The organism is Streptomyces sp. SudanB52_2052, assembly GCF_964272415.1.
GTDB classification, from domain to species: Bacteria; Actinomycetota; Actinomycetes; order Streptomycetales; family Streptomycetaceae; genus Streptomyces; species Streptomyces olindensis.
This window is the reverse complement of record NZ_OZ186796.1, coordinates 1,400,420-1,423,317: the sequence shown is the minus strand read 5'-3', so window position 1 is coordinate 1,423,317 and position 22,898 is coordinate 1,400,420. Positions and strand designations below refer to the sequence as shown.

The 22,898-nt window shown below is 72.2% G+C and carries 19 protein-coding genes and 1 tRNA gene; 12 read left to right on the top strand and 8 right to left on the bottom strand.

All coding sequences use genetic code 11. The features are described from left to right. Positions 1 to 3: 3 nt before the first annotated feature. Positions 4 to 1,239 (bottom strand): formyl-CoA transferase, encoded by a 1,236-nt coding sequence (gene frc, locus ACSUPV_RS06265; protein WP_436947088.1) that lies wholly within the window; start codon positions 1,237 to 1,239, stop codon positions 4 to 6. Positions 1,240 to 1,248: 9 nt separating this feature from the next. After that, complete coding sequence (locus ACSUPV_RS06260; RefSeq protein ID WP_037769522.1) at positions 1,249 to 2,931, bottom strand: thiamine pyrophosphate-binding protein; 1,683 nt, start codon at positions 2,929 to 2,931, stop codon at positions 1,249 to 1,251. A 142-nt stretch (positions 2,932 to 3,073) separates the two neighbouring features. Between ACSUPV_RS06260 and sucC the strand changes: the two genes are divergently transcribed. The 3 genes from sucC (at position 3,074) to ACSUPV_RS06245 (ending at position 6,784) form a co-directional block, all read left to right on the top strand. Beyond that, positions 3,074 to 4,204: an ADP-forming succinate--CoA ligase subunit beta gene (gene sucC / locus ACSUPV_RS06255; protein WP_037769520.1), complete on the top strand. Its 1,131-nt coding sequence runs from the start codon at positions 3,074 to 3,076 to the stop codon at positions 4,202 to 4,204. A 14-nt stretch (positions 4,205 to 4,218) separates the two neighbouring features. Continuing rightward, complete coding sequence (sucD, locus tag ACSUPV_RS06250; protein WP_031120141.1) at positions 4,219 to 5,103, top strand: succinate--CoA ligase subunit alpha; 885 nt, start codon at positions 4,219 to 4,221, stop codon at positions 5,101 to 5,103. 133 nt (positions 5,104 to 5,236) lie between these two features. After that, a complete protein-coding gene (locus ACSUPV_RS06245; RefSeq protein ID WP_436947087.1) occupies positions 5,237 to 6,784 on the top strand; it encodes an aldehyde dehydrogenase family protein in 1,548 nt (515 codons plus the stop codon). Between the two features lie 211 nt (positions 6,785 to 6,995). On the opposite strand, the gene ACSUPV_RS06240 is transcribed toward ACSUPV_RS06245, so the two are convergent. Beyond that, on the bottom strand, positions 6,996 to 8,327 hold the full coding sequence (locus tag ACSUPV_RS06240) for a DUF2254 domain-containing protein (protein ID WP_051649409.1): 1,332 nt from the start codon (positions 8,325 to 8,327) through the stop codon (positions 6,996 to 6,998). Between the two features lie 142 nt (positions 8,328 to 8,469). On the opposite strand from ACSUPV_RS06240, the gene ACSUPV_RS06235 reads away from it, so the two are divergent. Further along, a tRNA-Leu gene (locus ACSUPV_RS06235) sits at positions 8,470 to 8,557 on the top strand. Between the two features lie 61 nt (positions 8,558 to 8,618). Here the strand turns inward: ACSUPV_RS06235 and ACSUPV_RS06230 are convergent. Together ACSUPV_RS06230 and ACSUPV_RS06225 are read right to left on the bottom strand one after the other, a co-directional pair. Beyond that, a complete protein-coding gene (locus ACSUPV_RS06230; RefSeq protein ID WP_436949875.1) occupies positions 8,619 to 9,815 on the bottom strand; it encodes an MFS transporter in 1,197 nt (398 codons plus the stop codon). A gap of 205 nt (positions 9,816 to 10,020) precedes the next feature. Beyond that, complete coding sequence (locus ACSUPV_RS06225) at positions 10,021 to 11,904, bottom strand: helix-turn-helix domain-containing protein (protein ID WP_436947086.1); 1,884 nt, start codon at positions 11,902 to 11,904, stop codon at positions 10,021 to 10,023. Between the two features lie 186 nt (positions 11,905 to 12,090). On the opposite strand from ACSUPV_RS06225, the gene ACSUPV_RS06220 reads away from it, so the two are divergent. The 5 genes from ACSUPV_RS06220 to ACSUPV_RS06200 all read left to right on the top strand — a co-directional run bounded on the left by ACSUPV_RS06220 (position 12,091) and on the right by ACSUPV_RS06200 (position 17,898). Further along, positions 12,091 to 13,830, top strand: coding sequence for an FAD-dependent oxidoreductase (locus tag ACSUPV_RS06220; RefSeq protein ID WP_436947085.1), 1,740 nt, complete (start codon positions 12,091 to 12,093; stop codon positions 13,828 to 13,830). Positions 13,831 to 13,877: 47 nt separating this feature from the next. Beyond that, complete coding sequence (locus tag ACSUPV_RS06215; protein WP_031120135.1) at positions 13,878 to 14,747, top strand: intradiol ring-cleavage dioxygenase; 870 nt, start codon at positions 13,878 to 13,880, stop codon at positions 14,745 to 14,747. Next, positions 14,744 to 15,835, top strand: coding sequence for a maleylacetate reductase (locus ACSUPV_RS06210; protein ID WP_037769510.1), 1,092 nt, complete (start codon positions 14,744 to 14,746; stop codon positions 15,833 to 15,835). The genes ACSUPV_RS06215 and ACSUPV_RS06210 overlap by 4 nt, the downstream gene beginning before the upstream one ends. A gap of 167 nt (positions 15,836 to 16,002) precedes the next feature. Next, positions 16,003 to 16,845 (top strand): NmrA family NAD(P)-binding protein, encoded by an 843-nt coding sequence (locus tag ACSUPV_RS06205; RefSeq protein WP_436947084.1) that lies wholly within the window; start codon positions 16,003 to 16,005, stop codon positions 16,843 to 16,845. 138 nt (positions 16,846 to 16,983) lie between these two features. Beyond that, positions 16,984 to 17,898 (top strand): YceI family protein, encoded by a 915-nt coding sequence (locus tag ACSUPV_RS06200; RefSeq protein ID WP_359790322.1) that lies wholly within the window; start codon positions 16,984 to 16,986, stop codon positions 17,896 to 17,898. Positions 17,899 to 18,380: 482 nt separating this feature from the next. Here the strand turns inward: ACSUPV_RS06200 and ACSUPV_RS06195 are convergent, their stop codons facing one another. Next, positions 18,381 to 18,695 (bottom strand): hypothetical protein, encoded by a 315-nt coding sequence (locus tag ACSUPV_RS06195; protein ID WP_037769504.1) that lies wholly within the window; start codon positions 18,693 to 18,695, stop codon positions 18,381 to 18,383. A 155-nt stretch (positions 18,696 to 18,850) separates the two neighbouring features. Between ACSUPV_RS06195 and ACSUPV_RS06190 the strand changes: the two genes are divergently transcribed. After that, entirely contained in the window at positions 18,851 to 19,225 is a 375-nt protein-coding gene (locus ACSUPV_RS06190; RefSeq protein WP_436947083.1) for a hypothetical protein, read from the top strand. 152 nt (positions 19,226 to 19,377) lie between these two features. Here the strand turns inward: ACSUPV_RS06190 and ACSUPV_RS06185 are convergent, their stop codons facing one another. Further along, a complete protein-coding gene (locus tag ACSUPV_RS06185; RefSeq protein WP_037769502.1) occupies positions 19,378 to 20,319 on the bottom strand; it encodes an ATP-binding protein in 942 nt (313 codons plus the stop codon). 152 nt (positions 20,320 to 20,471) lie between these two features. On the opposite strand from ACSUPV_RS06185, the gene ACSUPV_RS06180 reads away from it, so the two are divergent. Next, positions 20,472 to 21,986, top strand: coding sequence for an ABC transporter substrate-binding protein (locus ACSUPV_RS06180; RefSeq protein ID WP_436947082.1), 1,515 nt, complete (start codon positions 20,472 to 20,474; stop codon positions 21,984 to 21,986). Between the two features lie 9 nt (positions 21,987 to 21,995). On the opposite strand, the gene ACSUPV_RS06175 is transcribed toward ACSUPV_RS06180, so the two are convergent. After that, a complete protein-coding gene (locus ACSUPV_RS06175; RefSeq protein ID WP_436947081.1) occupies positions 21,996 to 22,397 on the bottom strand; it encodes a RidA family protein in 402 nt (133 codons plus the stop codon). Between the two features lie 113 nt (positions 22,398 to 22,510). On the opposite strand from ACSUPV_RS06175, the gene ACSUPV_RS06170 reads away from it, so the two are divergent. Then, positions 22,511 to 22,891: a winged helix-turn-helix transcriptional regulator gene (locus ACSUPV_RS06170; RefSeq protein ID WP_037769498.1), complete on the top strand. Its 381-nt coding sequence runs from the start codon at positions 22,511 to 22,513 to the stop codon at positions 22,889 to 22,891. The last annotated feature ends 7 nt before the right edge of the window (positions 22,892 to 22,898 follow it).

Genomic DNA, 22,898 nt, shown 5'->3' with positions numbered 1-22,898 from the left:
ACGTCAGATCACTCCGTTCGACTTGAGCAGGCGCACTTCCTCGTCGCCGAGGCCGAGTTCGCCGACGTAGACCTCTTCGTTGTGCTCGCCGAGCAGGGGTGAACTGGTCACCTCGACGGGCGAGTCGGACAGCTTGAGCGGGCTGCCGACGGTCACGAACTCGCCCCGCTCGGGGTGGGGCACGGTGACGACCATCTCGTTGGCCACCAGCGACCGGTCCTCGATGATCTCCTTGGTGGACAGGATCGGCCCGCACGGGATGTTGTGGGCGTTCAGCCGCTCCAGCACCTCCCACTTGGGCAGCGTCGAGGACCACTCCTCGATCAGCTGGAACATCTTGTTCAGCTTGGGCAGCCGGGCCTCGGGCGTCGCCCACTCGGGGTCGTCGGCCAGCTCGGGCCGGCCGATGAGCTCGCTGATCGGCCGCCAGCCGACGGGCTGCACGATGACGTACACGTAGTCGTTCGGGCCGCCCGGCGCGCACTTGACCGCCCAGCCGGGCTGGCCGCCGCCGGACGCGTTCCCGGACCTGGGAACCTCGTCGCCGAAGTCCTCGTTGGGATATTCAGCGAGCGGCCCGTGTGCCAGACGCTGCTGGTCCCGCAGCTTCACCCGGCACAGGTTCAGTACAGCGTGCTGCATGGCCACGTTGACCCGCTGCCCGCGCCCGGTGCTCTCCCGTTGGTAGAGCGCGGCGAGGATGCCCGCCACGGCGTGCACGCCCGTCCCCGAGTCCCCGATCTGGGCCCCCGTCGCCAGCGGCGGTCCGTCCTCGAAACCGGTGGTCGACATCGACCCGCCCATGGCCTGAGCGACGACCTCGTACGCCTTGAAGTTGGTGTACGGGCCCTCGCCGAACCCCTTGATGGAGGCATAGACGATACGCGGATTGATCTCCTGGATGCGGTCCCAGGTGAAGCCCATCCGGTCGACCGCGCCCGGTCCGAAGTTCTCGACCATGACGTCGGAGCGCCGGATCAGCTCGGTGAGGATCTCCTTGCCGCGCTCGGTCTTGGTGTTGAGGGTGATGCTCCGCTTGTTGCAGTTGAGCATCGTGAAGTAGAGGGAGTCGACGTCCGGCAGGTCACGCAGCTGCTTGCGCGTGATGTCGCCGGTCGGCGCCTCCAGCTTGACGACGTCCGCGCCGAGCCAGGCGAGCAGCTGGGTCGCGGAGGGCCCGGACTGGACGTGGGTCATGTCCAGGACGCGGATGCCTTCGAGGGCCTTGCTACCTGTCATCGGGGCACCTCACTTGTACATGGTCTGGTTCATGGTTCCGGGGGCGTACGCGTCGGGATCGACCCAGACGTTGATCAGCGACGGCTTGCCCGACTCGCGGGCGCGCCTGAGGGCCGGGCCGATGTCGGCGGGGTCGCGGACCTCCTCGCCGTAACCGCCGAGCATCTGGGCGAACTTGTCGTAGTGGACGTCGCCGAGGGTGTTGCCGACCCGTTCGCGGTCCTTGCCGTACTTGGCGGCCTGGCCGTAGCGGATCTGGTTCATGGAGGAGTTGTTGCCGACGATGCCGACGAAGGGGAGGTCGTAGCGGACGAGGGTCTCGAAGTCCCAGCCGGTCAGGGAGAACGCGCCGTCGCCGAAGAGTGCGACGACCTCCTTGTCGGGCCGCGCCTGCTTGGCCGCGAGCACGAAGGGGACGCCGACGCCGAGCGTGCCGAGGGGACCCGGGTCCATCCAGTGCCCCGGGGACTTGGGCTGCACGACCTGCCCGGAGAAGGTGACGATGTCGCCGCCGTCGCCGATGTAGATCGAGTCCTCGGTGAGGAAGTCGTTGATCTCGCTGACCAGGCGGTACGGGTGGATCGGTGAGGCGTCCGACTTCAGGCTGGGCAGCCGCTTCTCCAGAGCGGTCTGCTCGGCCGCCCGCAGCTCGTCCAGCCACTCCTTGCGCTTCGACGCCCCGCCGTTGACGCGTCCGGAGGCCGCCTCGGTCACCGACTTCAGCACGAGTCCGGCGTCGCCGACGATGCCGAGGTCGATGTCGCGGTTCTTGCCGACCGTGCGGTAGTCGAGGTCGATCTGCACGACGGTCGCGTCCTGCGACAGCCGCTTGCCGTAGCCCATGCGGAAGTCGAAGGGCGTGCCGACGATGACGATGACGTCGGCGTGGGAGAAGGCGTACCGGCGCGACAGCTGGAAGTGGTGCGGGTCGCCGGGCGGGAGGGTGCCGCGGCCCGCGCCGTTCATGTAGGCCGGGATGTTCAGCGTGCGCACCAGCTCGATGGCCGACTCGGTGCCCCGGGTCGTCCAGACCTGGCTGCCGAGCAGGATGGCCGGCTTCTCGGCGTGCACGAGCAGGTCGGCGAGCTTCTCGATCGCCTCCGGGTCGCCGGCCGAGCGGGTCGAGGCGCGGTAGGCACCGGCCTGGGGCACGCGTGCCTTGTCGGTCGGCACCTTGGCGTCGAGGACGTCGCGCGGGATCTCCAGGAAGGAGGGGCCTGGTGCGCCGTGGAAGCACTCGCGGAACGCCATGGACACCATGTCCGCCGCGCGCGCCGTGTCCGGCACGGTCGCCGCGAACTTGGTGATGGGGTTCATCATGTCGACGTGCGGCAGGTCCTGCAGGGACCCCATCTTGTGCTGGGTGAGGGCCCCCTGGCCGCCGATCAGCAGCATCGGGGACTCCGCGCGGAAGGCGTTGGCGACACCGGTGACGGCGTCGGTCGTCCCGGGACCCGCGGTGACCACCGCGCAGCCGGGCTTGCCGGTGATGCGCGCGTAGCCGTCGGCGGCGTGGGCGGCGACCTGCTCGTGGCGGACGTCGACGACCTCGATGCCCTCGTCGACGCAGCCGTCGTAGATGTCGATGATGTGGCCGCCGCACAGCGTGTAGATGCGCTCGACCCCCTCGGCCTTGAGCGCCTTGGCTACGAGATGACCACCGGAGATCACGTCCTGGGTGTCGTCGGGCATGGCGAAGTCCTGTCCCTTCGTAGGGGGTTGGAGCGGCTCGCGGTACATTGCATACAGTCGACGAATACTGTATGAAGCTTGTTATCCCGCATCCGGTGGGTGGTGTCCAGGGGGCGTGCGGCACTTTCAGTCAGGAGCCGAAATGGACCTGTACGAACACCAGGCAAGGGAACTCTTCGAAGAACACGGCATCTTGGTGCCGAGGGCCGAGGTCACCGACTCGCCCAAGGAGGCACGCGACATCGCGCGCAGGCTCGGTGGCCGAGTCGTGGTGAAAGCCCAGGTGAAGACCGGCGGGCGGGGCAAGGCGGGCGGGGTGAAGCTCGCCGCCGACCCCGCCGCCGCCGAGCTCACCGCACGTCAGATCCTCGGCATGGACATCAAGGGCCACACGGTCGGCACGGTGATGCTGGCCCAGCCCGTGGACATCGAGACCGAGTTCTACGTGTCCTACGTCCTCGACCGCGCGGCCGGCCGCTTCCTCGCCATCGCCTCGGCCGAGGGCGGCATGGACATCGAGGAGGTCGCCGCCGATCGTCCCGAGGCCGTGGCCCGCATTCCGATCGACCCCGCCCTGGGCGTCTCCTCCGCGAAGGCGGGGGAGATCGCCGAGGCCGCCGGACTGCCGCCGCAGACCGTCGACGTCCTCGTACGGCTCTGGGAAGTCCTGGTCCGTGAGGACGCCCTCCTCGTCGAGGTGAACCCGCTCGTGCGCACCCGGCAGGGGCAGATCCTCGCCCTGGACGGCAAGGTGACCCTCGACGACAACGCCCGCTTCCGGCAGACCCGGTGGGGCGCCGACGACGTGGAGCACGACGATTCGCTGGAGGCCGTGGCCGCCGCCAAGGGCCTCAACTACGTCAAGCTCGACGGTGAGGTCGGCATCATCGGCAACGGGGCGGGCCTCGTCATGTCCACCCTCGACGTGGTCGCGGGCTGCGGCGCGCGGCCCGCCGACTTCCTGGACATCGGCGGCGGCGCGAGCGCCCGGATCATGGCGGACGGACTGTCGGTCATCCTCTCCGACCCGGACGTGAAGTCCGTCTTCGTCAACGTCTTCGGCGGGATCACCGCCTGCGACGCGGTCGCCGACGGCATCGTGCAGGCGCTCGACAGCGTCCGGCTGACCAAGCCGCTCGTAGTGCGCCTCGACGGCAACAACGCGGCCCGCGGTCGGGCCGTCCTCGACGAGCACGCGCATCCGCTCGTCGAGCAGGTCACCACCATGGACGGCGCCGCCGCCCGTGCCGCCGAACTCGCCACCACGGCCTGAGGAGAGGGAACACCATGGCCATCTACCTCACCAAGGAGAGCAAGGTCCTCGTCCAGGGCATGACCGGCGGCGAGGGCATGAAGCACACCCGGCGGATGCTCGCGGCCGGCACGAACGTCGTCGGCGGCGTCAACCCGCGCAAGGCGGGCCGCACCGTCGACTTCGACGACCGTGCCGTGCCCGTCTTCGGCTCGGTCGCCGACGGCATGCGTGCGACCGGGGCGGACGTCACCGTCGTCTTCGTGCCGCCCGCCTTCGCCAAGGCGGCCGTCGTCGAAGCCGCCGACGCCGGCATCGGCCTCGCCGTCGTCATCACGGAGGGCATCCCGGTCCACGACTCCGTCGCCTTCACCGCGCACGCCAGGGACAAGGGCACCCGCGTCATCGGCCCCAACTGCCCGGGTCTCATCACCCCCGGCCAGTCCAACGCGGGCATCATCCCGGCCGACATCACCAAGCCCGGCCGCATCGGGCTGGTCTCCAAGTCGGGCACGCTGACGTACCAACTCATGTACGAGCTGCGTGACATCGGCTTCTCGACGTGTGTCGGCATCGGCGGCGACCCGGTCGTCGGCACCTCGCACATCGACTGCCTCGCCGCCTTCCAGGACGACCCGGACACCGAACTGATCGTCCTCATCGGCGAGATCGGCGGCGACGCCGAGGAACGCGCCGCGGCCTACATCCGCGAGCACGTCACCAAGCCCGTCGTCGGCTACATCGCCGGGTTCACCGCGCCCGAGGGCAGGACCATGGGGCACGCGGGCGCGATCGTCTCCGGCTCCTCCGGTACGGCCCAGGCGAAGAAGGAAGCCCTGGAGGCGGTCGGGGTGAGCGTGGGAAGGACACCGACCGAGACCGCGAAACTCGTGCTGACGCGGCTCGAAGGGCAGCGGTAGCGAGCCAGGTCTTCCCGCCCGCGAGGTCTTCCCGACTCGAGGTTTTCCCGACTCGAGGTTTCCAACTCCGAGGTTTTTCCCGCTTCCGAGGTTCTTCCCGCCTCCGACCGTGCACCGAGAGCGGAGCAACCCCATGGCACCAGCACCCACCCTCACCCCCAAATCCGGTACGTCCTGGCCCGACGCGTGGCGGCGCTGCCTCACCGTCGCCCCCGAGGCCTTCCGCGACGACCGGGTCCTCAACCTCTGGAACGCCGCCTGGCAGCCGGACGGCCGGGTCCTGCCCGCCGTCAGCCCGGTCGACGGCAGCCCGATCGCCGGCCCGCCCCGCCTGGACGGTACGACCGCGCGGCAGGCCGTGCGCGCCGCCCTCGACCAGCACCGGGCCTGGCGACACGTCCCGTTGGAGGAGCGCCGGGCCCGCGTGGCGGCCGCCCTCGACGCACTCGCCGAACACCGGCGGCTGCTCGCGCTGCTGCTCGTCTGGGAGATCGGCAAACCCTGGCGGCTCGCCCAGGCGGACGTCGACCGGGCCATAGACGGCGTCCGCTGGTACGTCGACGGCATCGAGCCGATGCTCGCCGACCGGGCCCCGCTGGACGGACCGGTGTCCAACATCGCCAGCTGGAACTACCCGATGAGTGTGCTCGTTCACGCAATGCTGGTGCAGGCACTGGCAGGCAACGCGGTCATCGCCAAGACCCCGACCGACGGCGGTGTCGCCTGTCTCACCCTGGCCTGCGCGCTCGCCGCCCGCGAGGGGATCCCCGCGACCCTCGTCAGCGGCAGCGGAGGCGAGCTGTCCCAGGCCCTGGTGCGGGCGCCTGAGATCGGCTGCGTCTCCTTCGTCGGCGGCCGCGACACCGGCGCCGCGGTGGCCACGGCCGTCGCCGACCTCGGCAAGCGACACGTACTCGAACAGGAAGGACTCAACACCTGGGGCATCTGGAACCACTCGGACTGGGACGCGCTCACCGCGGTGATCCCCAAGCTCTTCGACTACGGCAAGCAGCGCTGCACGGCGTACCCGCGGTTCGTCGTCCAGCGGCAGCTGTTCGACGCGTTCCTGGCGGCGTACCTCCCGGCGGTCCGCACGCTCAGGGTCGGCCACCCGCTCGCCGTCGAGAAGCAGGACGACCCGTACCCGGAGCTGGACTTCGGGCCGGTCATCAACGCGGCCAAGGCGAAGGAACTGCAGGACCAGGTCGCCGAGGCGATCGAGCGCGGTGCCGTGCCCCTGCACCGCGGCAGTGCGGCCGACGCCCGCTTCCTGCCCGGCCAGGACACCTCGGCCTACGTCCAGCCGGTCACCCTCCTCAACCCGCCCTCGTCCTCCCCGCTGCACCACGCGGAGCCGTTCGGCCCGGTCGACACGATCGTGCTGGTCGACACCGAAGCGGAACTGCTGGCCGCGATGAACGCCTCGAACGGCGCGCTGGTGGCCACGCTGTCCACGGACGACCGGGCCACCTACGAGCGGCTCGTCCCGCACATCCGGGCGTTCAAGGTCGGCCACGGCCGGCCCCGCTCGCGTGGCGACCGCGACGAGCTGTTCGGCGGACTCGGCGCGTCCTGGCGCGGCGCGTTCGTCGGCGGCGAACTGCTGGTGCGCGCGGTGACGCGGGGACCGGAGGGGGAGCGACTTCCGGGGAACTTCCCGGAGTACCAGCTCGTGCCGTGAGAAAAGGGGGGTGCGTGTGTGGTCGGCCGCCACGTGGTGCGTCCGGGACCGGCCGCCACGCGGTGCTTCCGACACCGGCCGCCACACGGTGCGTTCGACGCGGCGGCCGTCCGGGCGCGTGCCTCCCGGCGTGTGCCTCCCGGCGTGTGGCCGCGGTCGGGCTGGGGGAGGGCGCGCCGCCGAGGTGCGGCTCGTACCGCTGATGTGCGGCTCAGCCGATGCCCTGCCGGTCCGGGCGCAGGGCGAACGCGCGGTCCGCCGGGGTCGGCGCGGCCCGGTCGACCGCGTGGCGGAGCAGTTCGCGGTGGCGCAACAGCGGCTCGCGCCGTTCCGGCGGCGCGAGCAGGAGCAGGTCGTCCAGTCCGGCCAGCATGCGCCGTGACACCTGCGGGCTCCCGGCGGCGCACCCCCGCACCTCGGTGAACCCGAGATCCACCAGCTCCGTCCAGCCCGGCACGGGCTGCACCAGCCGCACCGTTCCACCGCGGTCCCGGTGCTTCACGGCCTCCAGCGGATGCCGGCTCAGCGCGGCAAGGAACTGCACGACACGGTCCAGTGCCTGGACGGCGGTCGTCGGATCGTTGATCGCGGGCGACAGGGCGCGCAGCGCGATGTCCGACAACTGCCGCAGTCCGAAGCCGAGATCCTGGTGGTAGGTCCGCTCCACCCCCACCGCGACCGTGTAGCGCAGCGCCCTGCGCGGCGGAGCGGGCCCGCCGTGCACCGCCAGCACGGGCGTACCGGGCACCACGAAGTCCCCGATCCGCGGGATCAGCCGGAGCACGACCCCGTGCGTGCGCGCCACCCGCACCAGCCGCGCGATGTGCACGTCCCGCAGCACCCCCGCCCGGCCCTCGTGCGCCACCCACGCGGTCGCGGAACCGAGCGGGGCGGCGTCCTGCCCGCCCTCCGGCGCGGGCATCGAGGCGGCCACCCGGAAGGACTCCGTGGCGATCCGCGCGATCACCTGGCTGATCCGCATCAGCCGCAGGGTGGTGTTCACGTACAGCACGAAGAGCAGCAGGCTGAGCGCGACCATGCAGAGCGTGAGGACGGACTGCACCAGCGGCACCGACGTGACGGCACGGGGGTCGTCGGCCGTGTCGAAGGAGGTCAGGACCAGCAGGGCGAGCACGAAGGTCGCCAGGAAGACCGCGAAGGTCGCCTTGGTGATCCGGCTCCGCACGAAGAGGCGCACCACGCGCGGCGTGAACTGCCCGCTCGCCATCTGCACGGCCACCAGCGAGATGCTGAAGACCACACCGATGAAGGTCATCATCGCCGAGCCGACGGCGCTCACCACGGCCTTCGCGTCCTCCGAGAACCGCAGCAGCTCGTCGAGCGTCTCGTAGTCGCCGTCCTTCTTGAGCGCGTCGACCAGGGCCGTGTCGAGCGCCTGCGCAGCCACCCAGACCACGAAGACACCCGCCATCGCCGCGGTGGGGGCGAACCAGAACGTGTCCCGCAGATGCTCCCTGAGCGGCGACAGCGCACGCGGGCGACGCCCCGCGGAAGGGCTCGGCGTAACCATCCAGTCACTCATGGTGCGACCCTAGGCGCATCGGACGCCGAGGTCCCGGACCCCCGCCCGGCGGACGGAAACGCAGGTGAAAGGCACTCCGAAACCTTGGTATTGTTGTCCCTGTCGCCGCGGGGAACACCCCTGGCAAGGCGGCGGACACCTGGTCCGGGTGGCGGAATGGCAGACGCGCTAGCTTGAGGTGCTAGTGCCCTTTATCGGGCGTGGGGGTTCAAGTCCCCCCTCGGACACCAGTGACACGAAGGGTGCCGACCAGATCATGGTCGGCACCCTTTCTCGTGCGGTCGACGCGCGCTACGTACCCGATCCGTCACGCCCGGCGACCCGGCGCGCGGCGATCACCATGACGACGGTGGACACCAGGGCGATGCCGGCGCCGACGTACAGCGGTGAGGTGTAGCCGAGGCCCGCGCTGATGGCCAGACCCCCGAGCCAGGCGCCCAGCGCGTTGCCGACGTTGGACGCCGACACGTTGGCGCTGGCGGCCAAGGCCGCCCCGTGGGCGTAGTCGGTGACGCGAGTGATCATCCCCGGCACACTGGCGAACCCCGTCACGCCCAGCACGAACACCAGGACCACCGAGGCGACCGCGCTCTCGGCCAGCAGGCCGAACAGCATCAGGGTGAGGGTGAGCGCCAGCAGGGCGAGGACCAGGGCCCGGTCGCGATCGCGGTCGGCCGCGCGCCCGCCGACCAGGTTCCCGACGACCAGACCGACGCCGTACACCATCAGCAGCCAGGCGACATCGGCCGGGGTGAAGCCGCTGACCTCGGTGAACGTGTAGGCGATGTAGCTGAACGCGCCGAACATCCCGCCGTAACCGAGCGCCGTGGCGATGAGGGTCAGCCAGACCTGCCAGGACCGGAACGCCCGGAACTGAGCCGCCAGGCCGAGGGGCGGTACCGGGCTGGCGCCGTCCCGCGTCCTCCCCGGCGGCGCCTGTCCCGCCCACGCGGGGACCAGGGCGGCGATACCGGCCAGCGCGAGCACACCGATCGCGGTCACCGCCCAGAACGCGGCCCGCCAGCCCCACCGCTCACCGACCAGCGCCCCGAACGGCACGCCCAGCACGTTCGCGAGCGTCAGTCCGGCGAACATGATCGCCACGGCCTGGGACTTCTTCTCCGGCGCGACCAGACCGCGCGCGACCAGCGAGCCGATCCCGAAGAACGAACCGTGGCACAGCGCCGCGACGATCCGCCCGAGCAGCATCACCGGGTAGTTCGGCGCGACCGCGGACAGCAGGTTGCCGATGACGAACAACGCGACCAGGCCGATCAGCACCTGCTTGCGGGGCAGCCGGGCCGTGGCCGCGGTCAGCGCGATGGCTCCGACCGCGACACTCAGGGCGTACCCGGAGATCAGCCAGCCGGCAGCCGCCTCGGACACGGAGAAACTCGACGCCACCTGGGGCAGCAGACCGGCGATCAGAAACTCGGTCAGCCCGATGCCGAACCCCCCGAGCGCCAGCGCGACAAGCCCGCCCGGCATCCGCCGCCGCTCGGAGTGGGGCTGCTGTAACGCGAGTATGGAGTTGTCGTCGCTCATGCGCGGGTTGCCTTTCGGGAGGAACCGGATGGATCACGGGCAGGTCCGGTTCTGACGTGCGAGCCGTGCGGGCCGTACGGGCCGTGCCGGCCGGGGTCGCTGATGGTCACACCCACGCCCCTGGCGGTGGAGTCCGTCAAACGGCCCCTCACCCTCGGTACCCCCGCAGCTTCCGGTACAGCGTCGCCCGGCCGATCCCCAGCGCCGCCGCCGCGCGGGCCTTGTTGCCGCCGTGGCGGCGCAGTGCCTCCAGGATCGCGGCGCGCTCGGCGTGCTCCATCGGGCTGAGGGGCCGCGCGGCCGGTCCGTCCCGCACGGCGTCCGGCAGTTCCGCGCGGCGGACCGGACCGGAGGCGCGGCGGTGCTCCGCCAGGGCCCGGACGACGTGGGCCAGCTCGGTGACGTTCCCCGGCCACGGGTACCGCTCCAACGCGCGCAGGGCGTCCAGGGTCCAGGTCAGCGGCGGCTGCCCCGGCGCCGGGCGGGGCACCAGCGCCGACAGCAACTCCCGGATGTCCTCGGAGCGTTCCCGCAGCGGCGGCAAGGTCACCGAACGGGCGGACAGTTTGTCCAGCAGGCGCTGGAGACAGGGGCCGGCCGGCGCGCCGGGCGTGTGGGTGATCAGCAGTGGGGCGTCCGGGTGGGTGTCGAGCAGGGAGTTGAGCGCGGCCACGCCGGGCTGCGTGAGGCGCTCGGCGTGCCGGAGCAGGAGCGGGCGGTCGGCCTGCCACGCGGGCAGCGCCCGGTCGAGCCCGGCGTCCTGCGCGGCATCGGCGACCTGGGCGTCGCCCGGCCCCAGCAACTCCCGTGCCAGCGCGGACTTGCCCGTCCCGCGCTCACCGGTCAGCAGCAGTGGCTCCCGTGAACGCGCCAGCTCCACCGCACGCCCGACGGCGTGCCGCCACGGCACCGAGGAACCTGCCAGGGCGACCGGTGGGGACGGCGAGCCCGACGTCGAGGGCGCCGGAGCCTTGAGCGGTTCCAGGACGGCCACGACCCCGATGACACTGCCGTCCAGACGCACGGGAGTGATCCGCGCGGTGCATCCGGCGCTGTCGGGCAGCTCCGGGAACCCGCCGATGTCGGACATCACTTCTGGCCCTTCGGGCACCACGGCCCCCTCGGGCAGCACCGAGGCCGACCCCTCCGATACGACGGCCCCCTCAGGCACCACGGCCCTCCCTGCCTCCGCGGACCGCCCCGCCTCCCCGGCCACCTCCCTCAAGACCGGGACCTCCGCCTGTCGCGCCCGGACCGCCGTACGCTCCAGCGCCCCGAGCACCTCAGGCGTCAGCAGTTCCTGCGCCGCGTCGCTGATCAGCCGGTTGCGGCCGTCGAGGGCGGCCACGGCCCGGTCCTTGCCCCGCGCCGCCCGCAGATACGCGTCCAGCAGCACCCGCTCGGCCCGCCCCGCCCGCGCGCGCAGCTCCGTCTCGACCGCGGCGGCGGCGGCCTCGGCGAGCGCCGCCTGCGGGTGCGGCGGACGCGCGGCGCACGGCCGCGACGCTACGGTCAGCGTGCCGAGCACCTGGCCGTTGTCCGGGGCGAGCACCGGGACGCTGACGGCGGACACGTCCTGCCAGCGGTCGAGGAAGTGCTCGGGCCCGTGCACCTCGGACCGCCGCCGGGCGCGCAGGGCGAGAGCCGCGCTGTTGTTGCCGACCTCCTGCTCCGACAGGACGGGGCACGGACCGAGCCCGGGCACGTTCCCCGCCGTCCACAGCACGCGCAGCCGCTCGTCGGTCAGAACGAGCAGGGAGCGGCCGGCACCCAGGGCGGGGACGATCCGGTCCAGCACCGGCCGGGCGGCGGCGAGCAGCGCCGACTCCACCGGCCGTACCGGATCCGTGGCCGGCTCGGCCAGGTCGTGCGGCACGCCGAAGAACCGGGCCCGCCGCCATGCCGCGACGACCTCCTCCGGCACGCCTCCCGGCAGCTGATCCCCCGACAGGAACCGCTGGCGGGCGTCACGCAGCGAGGGCCGGGCGGTGGCTGCGGGGTCGGCTGTGGCGGAGGGCTCTGTCGTGGTCACGGCATACACACCGTAGCGGGTTCGGTTGAACGGGCAACCACCCGTGTCCTGGTCCCCGTCTCCGGTGGCTCCGGCCCGGCCCTCCGAGGTGTCTCGTAATGAGACACCCGCCACCCACCCCACCACCCCATGATCATGAACGCTCGACGTCCACCCCATGTCCCCCTCCCCCCGCAGGAGCGCCCCGTGTCCACCGTCGTCGACACCGACGTCCTGATCGTGGGCAGCGGCCCCGCCGGTGCCTCCGCCGCGCTCGCCCTGAGCACCTACGGCGTGCCCAACATCGTCGTCACCCGCTACGCGAGCCTCGCCGACACCCCCCGCGCGCACATCACCAACCAGCGCACCATGGAGGTGCTGCGCGACCTCGGCGTGGAGCAGGACGTCGTCGCCCAGGCGACCCCGCAGCACCTGATGGGCAACACCACCTTCTGCACCAGCCTGGCGGGCGAGGAACTGGGCCGCGTCCGCTCCTGGGGCAACGACCCGCTCGTGCAGGCCGAGCACGAACTGGCCAGCCCCACCCGCATGTGCGACATGCCCCAGCACCTCATGGAGCCGGTCCTCGTGAACGCGGCCGTCGCCCGCGGCACCCGCCTGCGCTTCGAGACCGAGTACCTCTCCCACACCCAGGACGCGCATGGCGTCACGGCCACGGTCCGCGACCGGCTGCGCGGGGACACGTACGAGATCCGCGCCAAGTACCTGATCGGCGCCGACGGCGGACGCTCGAAGGTCGCCGCGGACGCCGGGCTGCCGATGGGCGGCCAGATGGGCGTGGCCGGCAGCATCAACATCGTCTTCGAGGCGGACCTGGCGAAGTACACCGCCCACCGCCCCTCGACCCTCTACTGGGTCCTCGCCCCCGGCGCGACGGTCGGTGGCATCGGCGCGGGCCTGGTCCGCTGCGTCCGCCCCTGGAACGAGTGGCTGATCGTCTGGGGGTACGACGTCGACGCGGGCGCGCCCGACCTGACCACCGAGTACGCAGAGTCGGTCGTCCGGAAGCTCGTCGGCGACGACGACATCCCGGTGACCATCAAGTCGTCGTCGGCGTGGACCGTCAACGAGATGTACGCCGAGCGGTACGCGAACGGCCGGGTCTTCTGCGCCGGCGACGCCGTGCACCGGCATCCGCCGTCCAACGGTCTCGGCTCCAACACCTCGATCCAGGACGCCTACAACCTGGCCTGGAAGCTCAGGCTCGTCCTCGACGGCACCGCCCACCCGCGGCTGCTCGACAGCTACACCGCCGAGCGCGCCCCGGTCGGCCGGCAGATCGTCACCCGCGCCAACCAGTCGATCCGCGAGACCGCCCCGGTCTTCGAGGCCCTCGACGGGCTCTCCCCGCAGACCCCCGAGCAACTGTGGGCCAACATCGCCGCCCGCAAGGACGCCACCGAGGCCGCCGAGAAACAGCGCACCCGGCTACGGGAGGCGATCGCCTTCAAGGTGTACGAGTTCAACGCGCACGGCGTCGACCTCAACCAGCGCTACGCCTCCGACGCGATCGTGCCGGACGGCACGCCCGACCCCGGCTTCACCCGCGACCCCGAGCTGCACCACCAGCCTTCCTCCCGCCCCGGCGCCCGGCTCCCGCACGCCTGGATCACCTCCGGCACACGCACCCTCTCCACCCTCGACACGGTCGGCCGGGGCCGCTTCACCCTGCTGACCGGCATCGGGGGAGATTACTGGGTGCGGGCGGCCGAGGCGCAGGACGTCGAGATCGCCACCGTGGTGATCGGTCCCGGGCAGGAGTACGAGGACCCGTACGGCGACTGGGCACGCCTGCGCGAGACGTCCGACGCGGGCGCCCTTCTCGTACGCCCGGACGGCTTCGTCGCCTTCCGGCACGCGACCGCCGCCCCGGACGCCGGGGAACGGCTCGCCGACGCGCTGCGGCGGATCCTCGGGCACGCCTGAGCGCGCGCCATCATGGAAGAAGCGCACGTCGACGACGAGGAGCGGGGATGACCACCGACGCGACCGGGGCCGACGTCACCGAGCAGGCCCTGGCCAGCCTGCGCACGACGGCCGATCCGCGGCTGCGCGAGCTGCTCACCGCGCTCGTCCGCCATCTGCACGACTTCGCCCGCGAGACGCGCCTCACCCAGGAGGAGTGGGAGCGGGCGATCGCCTTCGCGACGGCGACGGGGCAGGCCTGCACCGACACCCGGCAGGAGTTCATCCTGCTGTCGGACGTGCTCGGCCTCTCCATGCTCGTCGAGACCCTCCACGGCGACCGCGCGCCCGGGGCCACCGAGTCGACCGTGCTCGGCCCCTTCCACATGACCGAGTCGCCGGTCCGCGAACTCGGCGCCGACATCGACCTCGTCGGCGGTGGCGAACCCTGCGTGGTCAGCGGCCGGGTGCGGTCCGAGGACGGCACGCCGCTGCCCGGCGCCCTCGTCGACGTCTGGCAGGCCGACGACAAGGGCTTCTACGACGTCCAGCAGCCCGGCGTGCAGCCCCCCGGCAACGGGCGCGGCCTGTTCACCGCCGACGCCGAGGGCCGCTTCTGGTTCCGCACCTGCGTCCCGGCGGCGTACCCCATCCCCACCGACGGGCCGGTCGGCGGCCTGCTGCGCGCGACCGGACGGCACCCGTACCGCCCCGCGCACATCCACTTCATCGCCACGGCCGAGGGACACACGCCCGTCACCACGCACATCTTCGTCGCCGGCGGCGACTACCTCGACTCCGACGCCGTGTTCGCGGTGAAGCAGAGCCTGGTCCAGGACTTCGCGGAGACCGACGACCCGGCCCTGGCCCGGGAGTTCGGCGTCCCGAACCCCTTCCGGCACGCCGACTTCGACCTCGTACTGGAGCGTGCGGCATGACCTTCCAGGAGGAGTTCACCTACGAGACCCGGCCCGTGCGGGTCGTGTTCCGGCCCGGCGCGGCCGTCACCGCGACGCCGGGCGAGGCCGCGCGCCTGGGGCTGCGCAGACTGCTCGTGGTCTGCGGAAGCCGGGGCGAGCCCGTCGCCCGGGCGGTCGCGGACGCGCTCGGCGACAACTGCGTGGGACTGCACGCCGAGGCCCGGATGCACGTACCCGTCGAGGACGTCGACCGTGCCGTCGCGGCGGTCCGGGCGGCCGGGGCGGACGGCTGCGTCGCCGTCGGCGGCGGCTCCGCGATCGGGCTCGGCAAGGCGATCGCCCTGCGCACCGGGCTGCCGCTGATCGCCGTGCCGACGACCTACTCCGGCTCCGAGATGACCCCGGTCTGGGGCCTGACCGAGCACGGCACCAAGCGCACCGGCCGCGACCCGGTCGTCCAGCCCCGCAGCGTCGTCTACGACCCCCGGCTCACGCTCTCCCTGCCCCTGTCGCTGACCGTGACCAGCGGCGTCAACGCGCTCGCGCACGCCGCCGAGGCGCTGTACGCCCCGGACGCCTCGCCGCTGGTGTCGGTCATGGCCGAGGAGGGCGTGCGGGCGATGACCGAGGCGCTGCCGCTGCTGGCCGCCGACCCCGAGGACCTGCAGGCGCGCGGCAGGGCGCTGTACGCGGCGTGGCTGTGCGGCGCGTGCCTGGGCGCCACCACGATGGGGCTGCACCACAAGGTCTGCCACGTGCTGGGCGGCAGCTACGGGCTGCCGCACGCCGAGACGCACACCGTGGTCCTGCCGTACGTCCTCGCCTTCAACGCCCCCGCCGCCCCCGGGGCGTCGACCGTACTGCGCCGGGCACTCGGCGCCGACGACGTGCCCCGCGCCCTGTGGGAGCTGTCCGGGCGCCTCGGCGCACCGCGGTCCCTCGCGGAACTCGGCCTCGGGGAAGGCGACGTGGCCCCGGCGGCGGACCGGATCGCCGGCGAGCCGTACGCCAACCCGCGCCCGGTGACGGCGGACGGGGTGCGAGCGGTGCTGCGGGCGGCGTACGAGGGCGGCCCTCCGGAGCCCGCCGACGGCGCGGTCGCCTGACGGCGCGGTCGCCTGGCGGGGATGGCGGTCTGGCGGGGCGGTCGCCTGGCGGCAGGGTGGTTTGGCCGGAACGGCCGTCCGGCGGTACGGCGGTCTGGCCCGAACGGCCCTCCCGTGGCACGGTCTTGCGGACAGAAGGTGACCGCAAGGCTTCCTATGGTCGTGGCATGACTCAGACGCAGAAGATCCTCGTCACCGGCGCCACCGGAACCGTCGGCCGGCAGGTCGTCGCCGAACTGCTCGCCCGGGGCCATGAGGTCCGTGCCCTCACCCGGGACGCCGCGAAGGCCGCCTTCCCGGCCGGTGTCGAGATCGCCGAGGGCGACCTGACCGCGCCGGACGGCCTTGCCCCCGCCCTGGAGGGAATCACCGGCCTCCACCTGATCACCTTCGGCGGGGCCGCCTTCACCCCACTGGAGACCGGCCCGCGCATCCTGGAGCTGGCCCGCTCGGCCGGCGTCCGCCGGATCACCGTGCTGCACGGCGGTGGGCCCACCCCGCTGGAGGACGCGGTGCGCGCCGACGCCCAGGTGAGCTGGACCGTGCTCATGCCGGTCGAGTTCATGGCCAACGCCCTGGAGTGGGCGGACGGGATCGCGGCCGCGGGCGAGGTTCACGAACCGTTCGTCGACCGGCTCAGCGCCATGGTCCACGAGGGCGACATCGGCGCCGTCGCCGCGGTCGCGCTCACCGAGGAGGGGCACGGAGGGCAGGAGTACGTGATCACCGGCCCGGAGGTGCTCACCGTCGGCGACAAGGTGAAGACGATCGCGGCCGCCGCCGGCCGGGAGATCACCCTGGTCGAGCTGACCGAGGAGGAGGCCGTCGCGCGGTGGCGGGCGGCGTTCCTCCCGGAGGACGTCATCGGCTTCCTGCTGGAGGCGTACGGCAACACCCCCGAGGTGGGCCGCACGGTCGCCGGAACCGTCGAGAAGGTCACCGGCCGCCCCGCGCGGACCTTCGCCCAGTGGGCCGCCGAGCACGCGGACGTCTTCCGGGCGCGGTCCTGACTGTCTCGTAATGAGACACCCGCGCCGGAACCCGGTCCGTCAGGATCGACGAGGGGGTGTGACCGCAGCAAGGTGCGGCCGTACGGCGTGCGCTGAACCGCCGCCGTACGGGCGCACACCCGAAGAAAGGTGAACCACATGGCCCTCGCACTGCTCCGGCGCCGGTGGCTCAAGAGCACCTCCGCCGCAGCGGCGGGCCTCGCCCTCCCCCTTCCGTCCGGTGCCGGTGCCGTGGCCCGCGAGGTCGTCGACCCGATGGGCTCGCCCCTGGCGGCCGCGGACGTCACCGTCACCGCCCTCGACACCCACCGTGTCGCCGCCCGCGGGACGACCGACCCCTACGGCTACTTCCTCGCGGCGCTGCCGCCGGGCCGCTACAGCCTGCTGATCTCGGCGGAGGGCCTGCGGCCGCACCGCGAGACGATCGAGGTCGTGGCGGGCGCGTCGACGCCCACCGAGCGCGTCTGGCTCGCACCGGCCGAGGCCCTCCAGCTGCCGACCCCCGGAACATGGCTCTTCGACCCGCCGCACACCGCGATCCGGTTCATCGCCAAGCACGTCGGCATGGCGCACGTCCACGGCCGTTTCGAACGCTTCGAGGGCGGCATCCAGATCGCCCCGGACATGACGGACTCCCGCGTGCACGTCCGCATCGACGCCTCCAGCATCACCACCGGCAACACCACCCGCGACAACCACCTGCGGTCCGCCGACTTCCTGGACGTCGAACGCTTCCCGTACATCGACTTCACCAGCGCGCGCTTCGCCTACCGGGGCGGCAGCAAGTGGACGCTGCAGGGCTCGCTCACGATGCACGGCGTGAGCCGCTCGGTCGCGCTGGACACGACGTACCTCGGCACGGTGAACGGCGGCTACGGACAGGAACTGCGCTGCGCGGCCCTGGCCACGGCGGAACTGCACCGCGAGGACTACACCCTCAACTGGCGTTCGATGCTGGCCCGGGGCATCGCGGTGGTCGGCCCGACGGTGCAACTGGAGCTGGACGTCCAGGCGATGTACCGCACCCACGACACCCCGACCCCCCCGGAATAATCCCTGGCCCCCGCGCCGCCCACGACCCGGGTGGCGCGCCGGCGTGACGAACGAAGGGAGACGGCCGTGCGTGATCACACCGTCGCCGCCGTCTCCCTGCCGCGCTACGAGGTGATCCTCGTGTCTTCGTCCCTCCGGTGCCCGCTGCGCGGCGGCACCGGCTGCCCGGGACGAACCCCGAGCACCCAGCGTTCACCTGACCTGCCGCCAGGTCTGTCTGCCGTCAGGTCTGTCTCCCTCGTGCCCGCTCGCCCGGAAATCGCGCTGCCCTTTCCCGATCGCACCGAAAGGCCCCGGGCCTTCCCCGACGTGGTCCGCCCCGACGGCACGATCGGGCGACGCAGCAGCGCACGATCAAGGGCACGGGCCACCGGTACGCCGAGGTGGTCCGGGCCCATCGGAGCCGGGCATGCAGGGCTGCCTGATCGGCCGACGCCGGGGGACGGGCGGGGGTGGAGCGACCGGGGGCCCGGCCCGCGTGTTCAGGTGGCGTGAACCTCGACCGTGCGGCCGTCCGGGTCCTTGAGCAGGTGGCGTCCCTCCGCGAGCGGCGGAGTCGTCCTCGTGCCGTCCACCGTCAGGCCCAGACGGAGGGCGTCGGTTCGCCGGTCCGGACGGGCTGGGTAGAGCTCGAAGACCGTGCCGTCGCCGAGGACGGCGGCATGGTGCTCGGGCCCCTGACCGTGTCGCTCCGCCGTGAAGGTCAAGCCGAGGTCCTGGGAGAAGCGCCGGCACTCCTCCAGCCGGGGCGAGTACAGCACCAGCAAGGTCACGCGGGCCGTATGCGAGTCGGTCATGGGTTCCTGGCCTCGTGCGGGGACGACGTCCCCACAAGGGTTTCACGGTAGTCGTGCAGCGCAGTGGAGGGAGGTTGAGTGGTGCTCGCCGCCTACGGTGTGGGTGCCGTGCTGGGTACGGCGGCCGGCGGACGCGTGGGCGACCTCTGGCCACGATGATCGCCTCGGCCGGCACGACCACGCTGATCCTCTGCCTGCTGGTGCTCTTCTCCACCAGCCCCTGGGTGACCGTCGTCCTGGTGACCCTCCTGGGCATCACCGGCTTCGCGGCCACGCCTGTGCTCGGCGCGCTCGTCGTCCGCTTCGCCGGTTCCGCGCCGACCCTCGCCTCCTCGCTGAGCAGCGCGGCGTCCAACGTGGGCGTCACCATCGGCTCCTGGGCGGCAGGCATGGCACTGGCCTCGTCCCTGCGGGAGGCCGGCCCTCCCTTGGTCGGCACCGTGGCGGCCGTACTGACCGCCGTGCCGCTGACCGCGCTGGCTCTGACGCGGGCCACGCGAGACCGTCGCCGAGAGGCGAGGGAGGGCTGACCTCGGCCCGTCAGCAGTCCCTGAACTCCGGTGCTCGGCTCAGGATCAGATCGGCGGCGAGAGAGGCGATCGCCCTTCGGCGAGGAGTCGGTCGGATACGTCGAGGGACATGACGGGGCGTCCTGTCTGGTCGTCGGTGAGGTGCAGAGGGCTCAGGCGTTCGCCGGGCCGCCCGGGACGTACTCCGGGTCGACCTGCGCCGCCAGGTCCTCGCCCGTGCGGGCGTCCGCCCAGGCGCGGGCGTTGCGCAGGTGGAACTCGACCGCGTGGCGGTGCAGCCGGGTCCAGTCGCGGGGGTGGGAGTCGACCGTCTCGCGCAGGACGTTCAGGGCGTGCCGGTTGTGAGCTTCCAGCTCGCCCCGCTCCCGGCCCTGTTCGGCCGCGCGGATCCAGGAGGACTGCTCCAGGTGGGTCAGGAGGTCGTCCCCCACCTGTTCCTTGAGGAAGAGGAGGTCGTCCTCGCAGGTGACCTTGTTGCCGACGACCGCGATGCGGATGCCGAACTGCTCGGCGTGGTCGCGGTACTGGCGGTAGACCGAGACGCCCTTGCGGGTGGGTTCCGCCACCAGGAAGGTGATGTCGAAGCGGGTGAAGAGGCCCGAGGCGAAGGCGTCCGCGCCCGCCGTCATGTCGACCACGACGTATGCGCCGGGCCCGTCCGCCAGGTGGCCCAGGTACAGCTCGACCGCACCCAGCTTGGAGTGGTAGCAGGCCACGCCCAGGTCCGACTCGTCGAACTCGCCCGTGACCATCAGCGGTACGCCGCCCGCCCGGCCGACGTGCCGCGCGTGCAGCGCGTCGTCGCCGAGAGGGCGCAGGAGGCGGGAGCCGCGCCCCGGGGGAGTCGTTTTGATCATCGCCTCGGGGGAGGGGATGCGCGGGTTCGTGCCCCGCAGGTAGTCCTTGATCTCGGGCAGGTGCGCGCCCAGGGGAGGAGCGGACTTCTCCTCGCCGCCGAGCGCCTCGGCCAGGTGCTGGTTGATGTCGCCGTCGATGGCGAGGACCGGGGCGCCGGAACGCGCCAGGTGGCGGGAGAACAGCGCCGACAGCGTCGTCTTGCCGCTGCCTCCCTTGCCGACGAACGCGACCCTCACGACCCACCCGCCTTTTTGAAAATGGATGTCATGTGGTTAGGTTCCGGGAGCGGGCGTCGGGCTGTCAAATCGTGTGGGCTGTACGGGTTTTGGTGCGTATTTCCCTGTCGTCGGCCCCTGGTCGGCCGGTGACCCGGCTTGATGCATATGCTGTGCAAGTGCGCCACATCAGCATCAAGCCCCGCTCCCGGATCCTCGCCGCGCTCGCCCTCGTCCCGTGCCTGGCCGGCTGCTTCGCCTCCCCTGGTGGGGCGTCGTCGTCGGACGACGGCCGGCCGGGCTCCCGGCTGCGCGTCGCGCTCGCCTTCCCGCCCGCCGAGAACTTCTCGCCGTACGGGGCCGACGCCACGCTGCTCAGCCGTCTCGGTGTCACCGAGGGACTGACCGCCCTGGACGCCAACGGCGCCGCGACCCCCGCGCTCGCCTCCTCCTGGCGCCGTGAGAACGACCGCACCTGGCGCTTCACCCTGCGCGACGCCACCTTCCAGGACGGCACCGACGTCACCCCGTCCGCCGTGGCCGCCGCGCTCACCCACGCCACGCGCGCGAAGCCCGCGCCCGCCGCGCTCGCCGGCGTCACCCTCCGCGCGCGGGCCGACGGCGACCGCGGCCTGCGCATCACCACCGCAGCCCCCGACCCCGTCCTGCCCATGCGCCTGTCCAGCCCGAGCCTGGCGATCCTCTCCCCGAAGGCGTACGGGAAGGCGGACCGCCCCGATCCCGTCGGTACCGCCACCGGGCCCTTCGAGATCACCAAGGTCAACGGCGGCGGCTCCGCCACCCTCGACCGCTACGACGACTACTGGGGCGGCCGCGCCCAGGCCGCCGGCATCGACGCGCGCTTCGTCAAGGACGGCACCGCGCGCGCCAACGCCGTACGCACCGGGGACGTCGACATCGCCGAGGCCGTCCCCGTCGCGCAGGCCGCCACGCTCGACGAGGACACCCTCCGGGAAGCCGGCACCACGCGGACCACCAGCCTGCAACTCAACACCAGGTCCGGCCCCTTCACGGACCCGGAGCTCCGCGCCGCCGCCCGCACCGCGATCGACTCCTCCGCCCTCGTCAAGGGCGTCTTCGAGGGATACGCCGACCCGGGCGCGGGCATCTACGGCCCCGCCGTCACCTGGGCCGAGAACAAGCGGGTGAAGCCGGCCGGACGCGCGAAGCCCGCCCGGCCCGACGGCACGCGGATCACCCTCGCCACCTACGACAACCGGCCCGAGCTGCCCGAGGCCGCGCAGGTCGTGCAACAGCAGCTCCAGAAGGCCGGCTTCACGGTGAAACTGGAGGTGCGCGAGTACTCACGCCTGGAGAGCGACGCGCTCGCCGGGAAGTTCGACGCGTTCATCGGCGCCCGCAACAGCCTCCTGGACACCGGCGACCCCGTCGGGATCCTCGCCAGTGACTACACCTGCGACGGCGGCTACAACCTCGCCCTGCTGTGCGACAAGAAGGTCGACCGGGCCGTCGCCGAGGCCGACAGGACCGACGGCACCGGCGAGCGGCAGGACGCGGCCATGGCCGCCGAGGCCGCCGTCCTCGGTACCGACGCGGTCGTGCCGCTGGCGCACCAGCGGATCATCGTCGGCGTCGCCACCACGGTCCGGGGCGTGCTCCTCGACCCCTACGAGCGGACCCTGGTCGGAGCCGGAACGCGACGCTGAGCCGCGGGTTCAGGCCGGCAGCCGCGTGTCGACCACGCAGCTGATCTCCACGGCCTGCCCCGGGAAGGTCAGTTCGGTGACGCCCAGGGCCGTGCTGACCGGGCGGTGGGTGCCGAAGTACGCCCGGTTGCCCTCCGCCACCACCTCGGCGTTGCGCACCAGGTCCACCACGTACAGCGTCTGGGACACGATCTGGTTCCGCGTCACCCCGTAATGGGCCAGGACCCTGTCGATGTTCACATAGGTCTGCTCCAGTTGGGCGGCGACATCGTCCCCGGGGTCGAAGCCGCCCGCCTCGTCGAACGAGAGCTGGCCCGAGACGTGGATCAGATCGCCGGACCGGATCGCCTGCGCGTAGCCGAAGTGGCCCTCCGCCGGCACACCGTGGTCGTAGACGTCGAGGGTGGTCATGGTTCCCGTCCTTCCGTCGAGCGCGCACCCGCGCTCTCTTGCGGTTACTCGGAAACCGTAGGAGAGTGACGGCCGACCTGGAAGAACGCACTTTTCAGTGACTGGGGAACCAGATGGTGACCAAGCAGTTGAGGGACCTGCCCGAGAACGCGGACCTCCGGCGGGCCGACTCCCTGGCCCGGGAGATCTTCTCCGACGTCGCCAACAAGTGGGCGTTGCTGATCATCGAGGCCCTCGGCGAACGCACCCTGCGCTTCACCGAGTTGCGCGGCGAGGTGGAGGGCGTCAGCCACAAGATGCTGACCCAGAATCTGCGGATGCTGGAGCGCAACGGCTTGGTCGACCGGACGGTGCACCCCACCGTGCCGCCCAAGGTCGAGTACACCCTGACCGAGCCGGGCCGGGCCCTGCGCGCCACGGTCGACGCGATCTGCGGCTGGACCCACCAGTACCTCGGGCACATCGAGTCGGCGCGTGGACGCTTCGACGGCTGACCGGCCC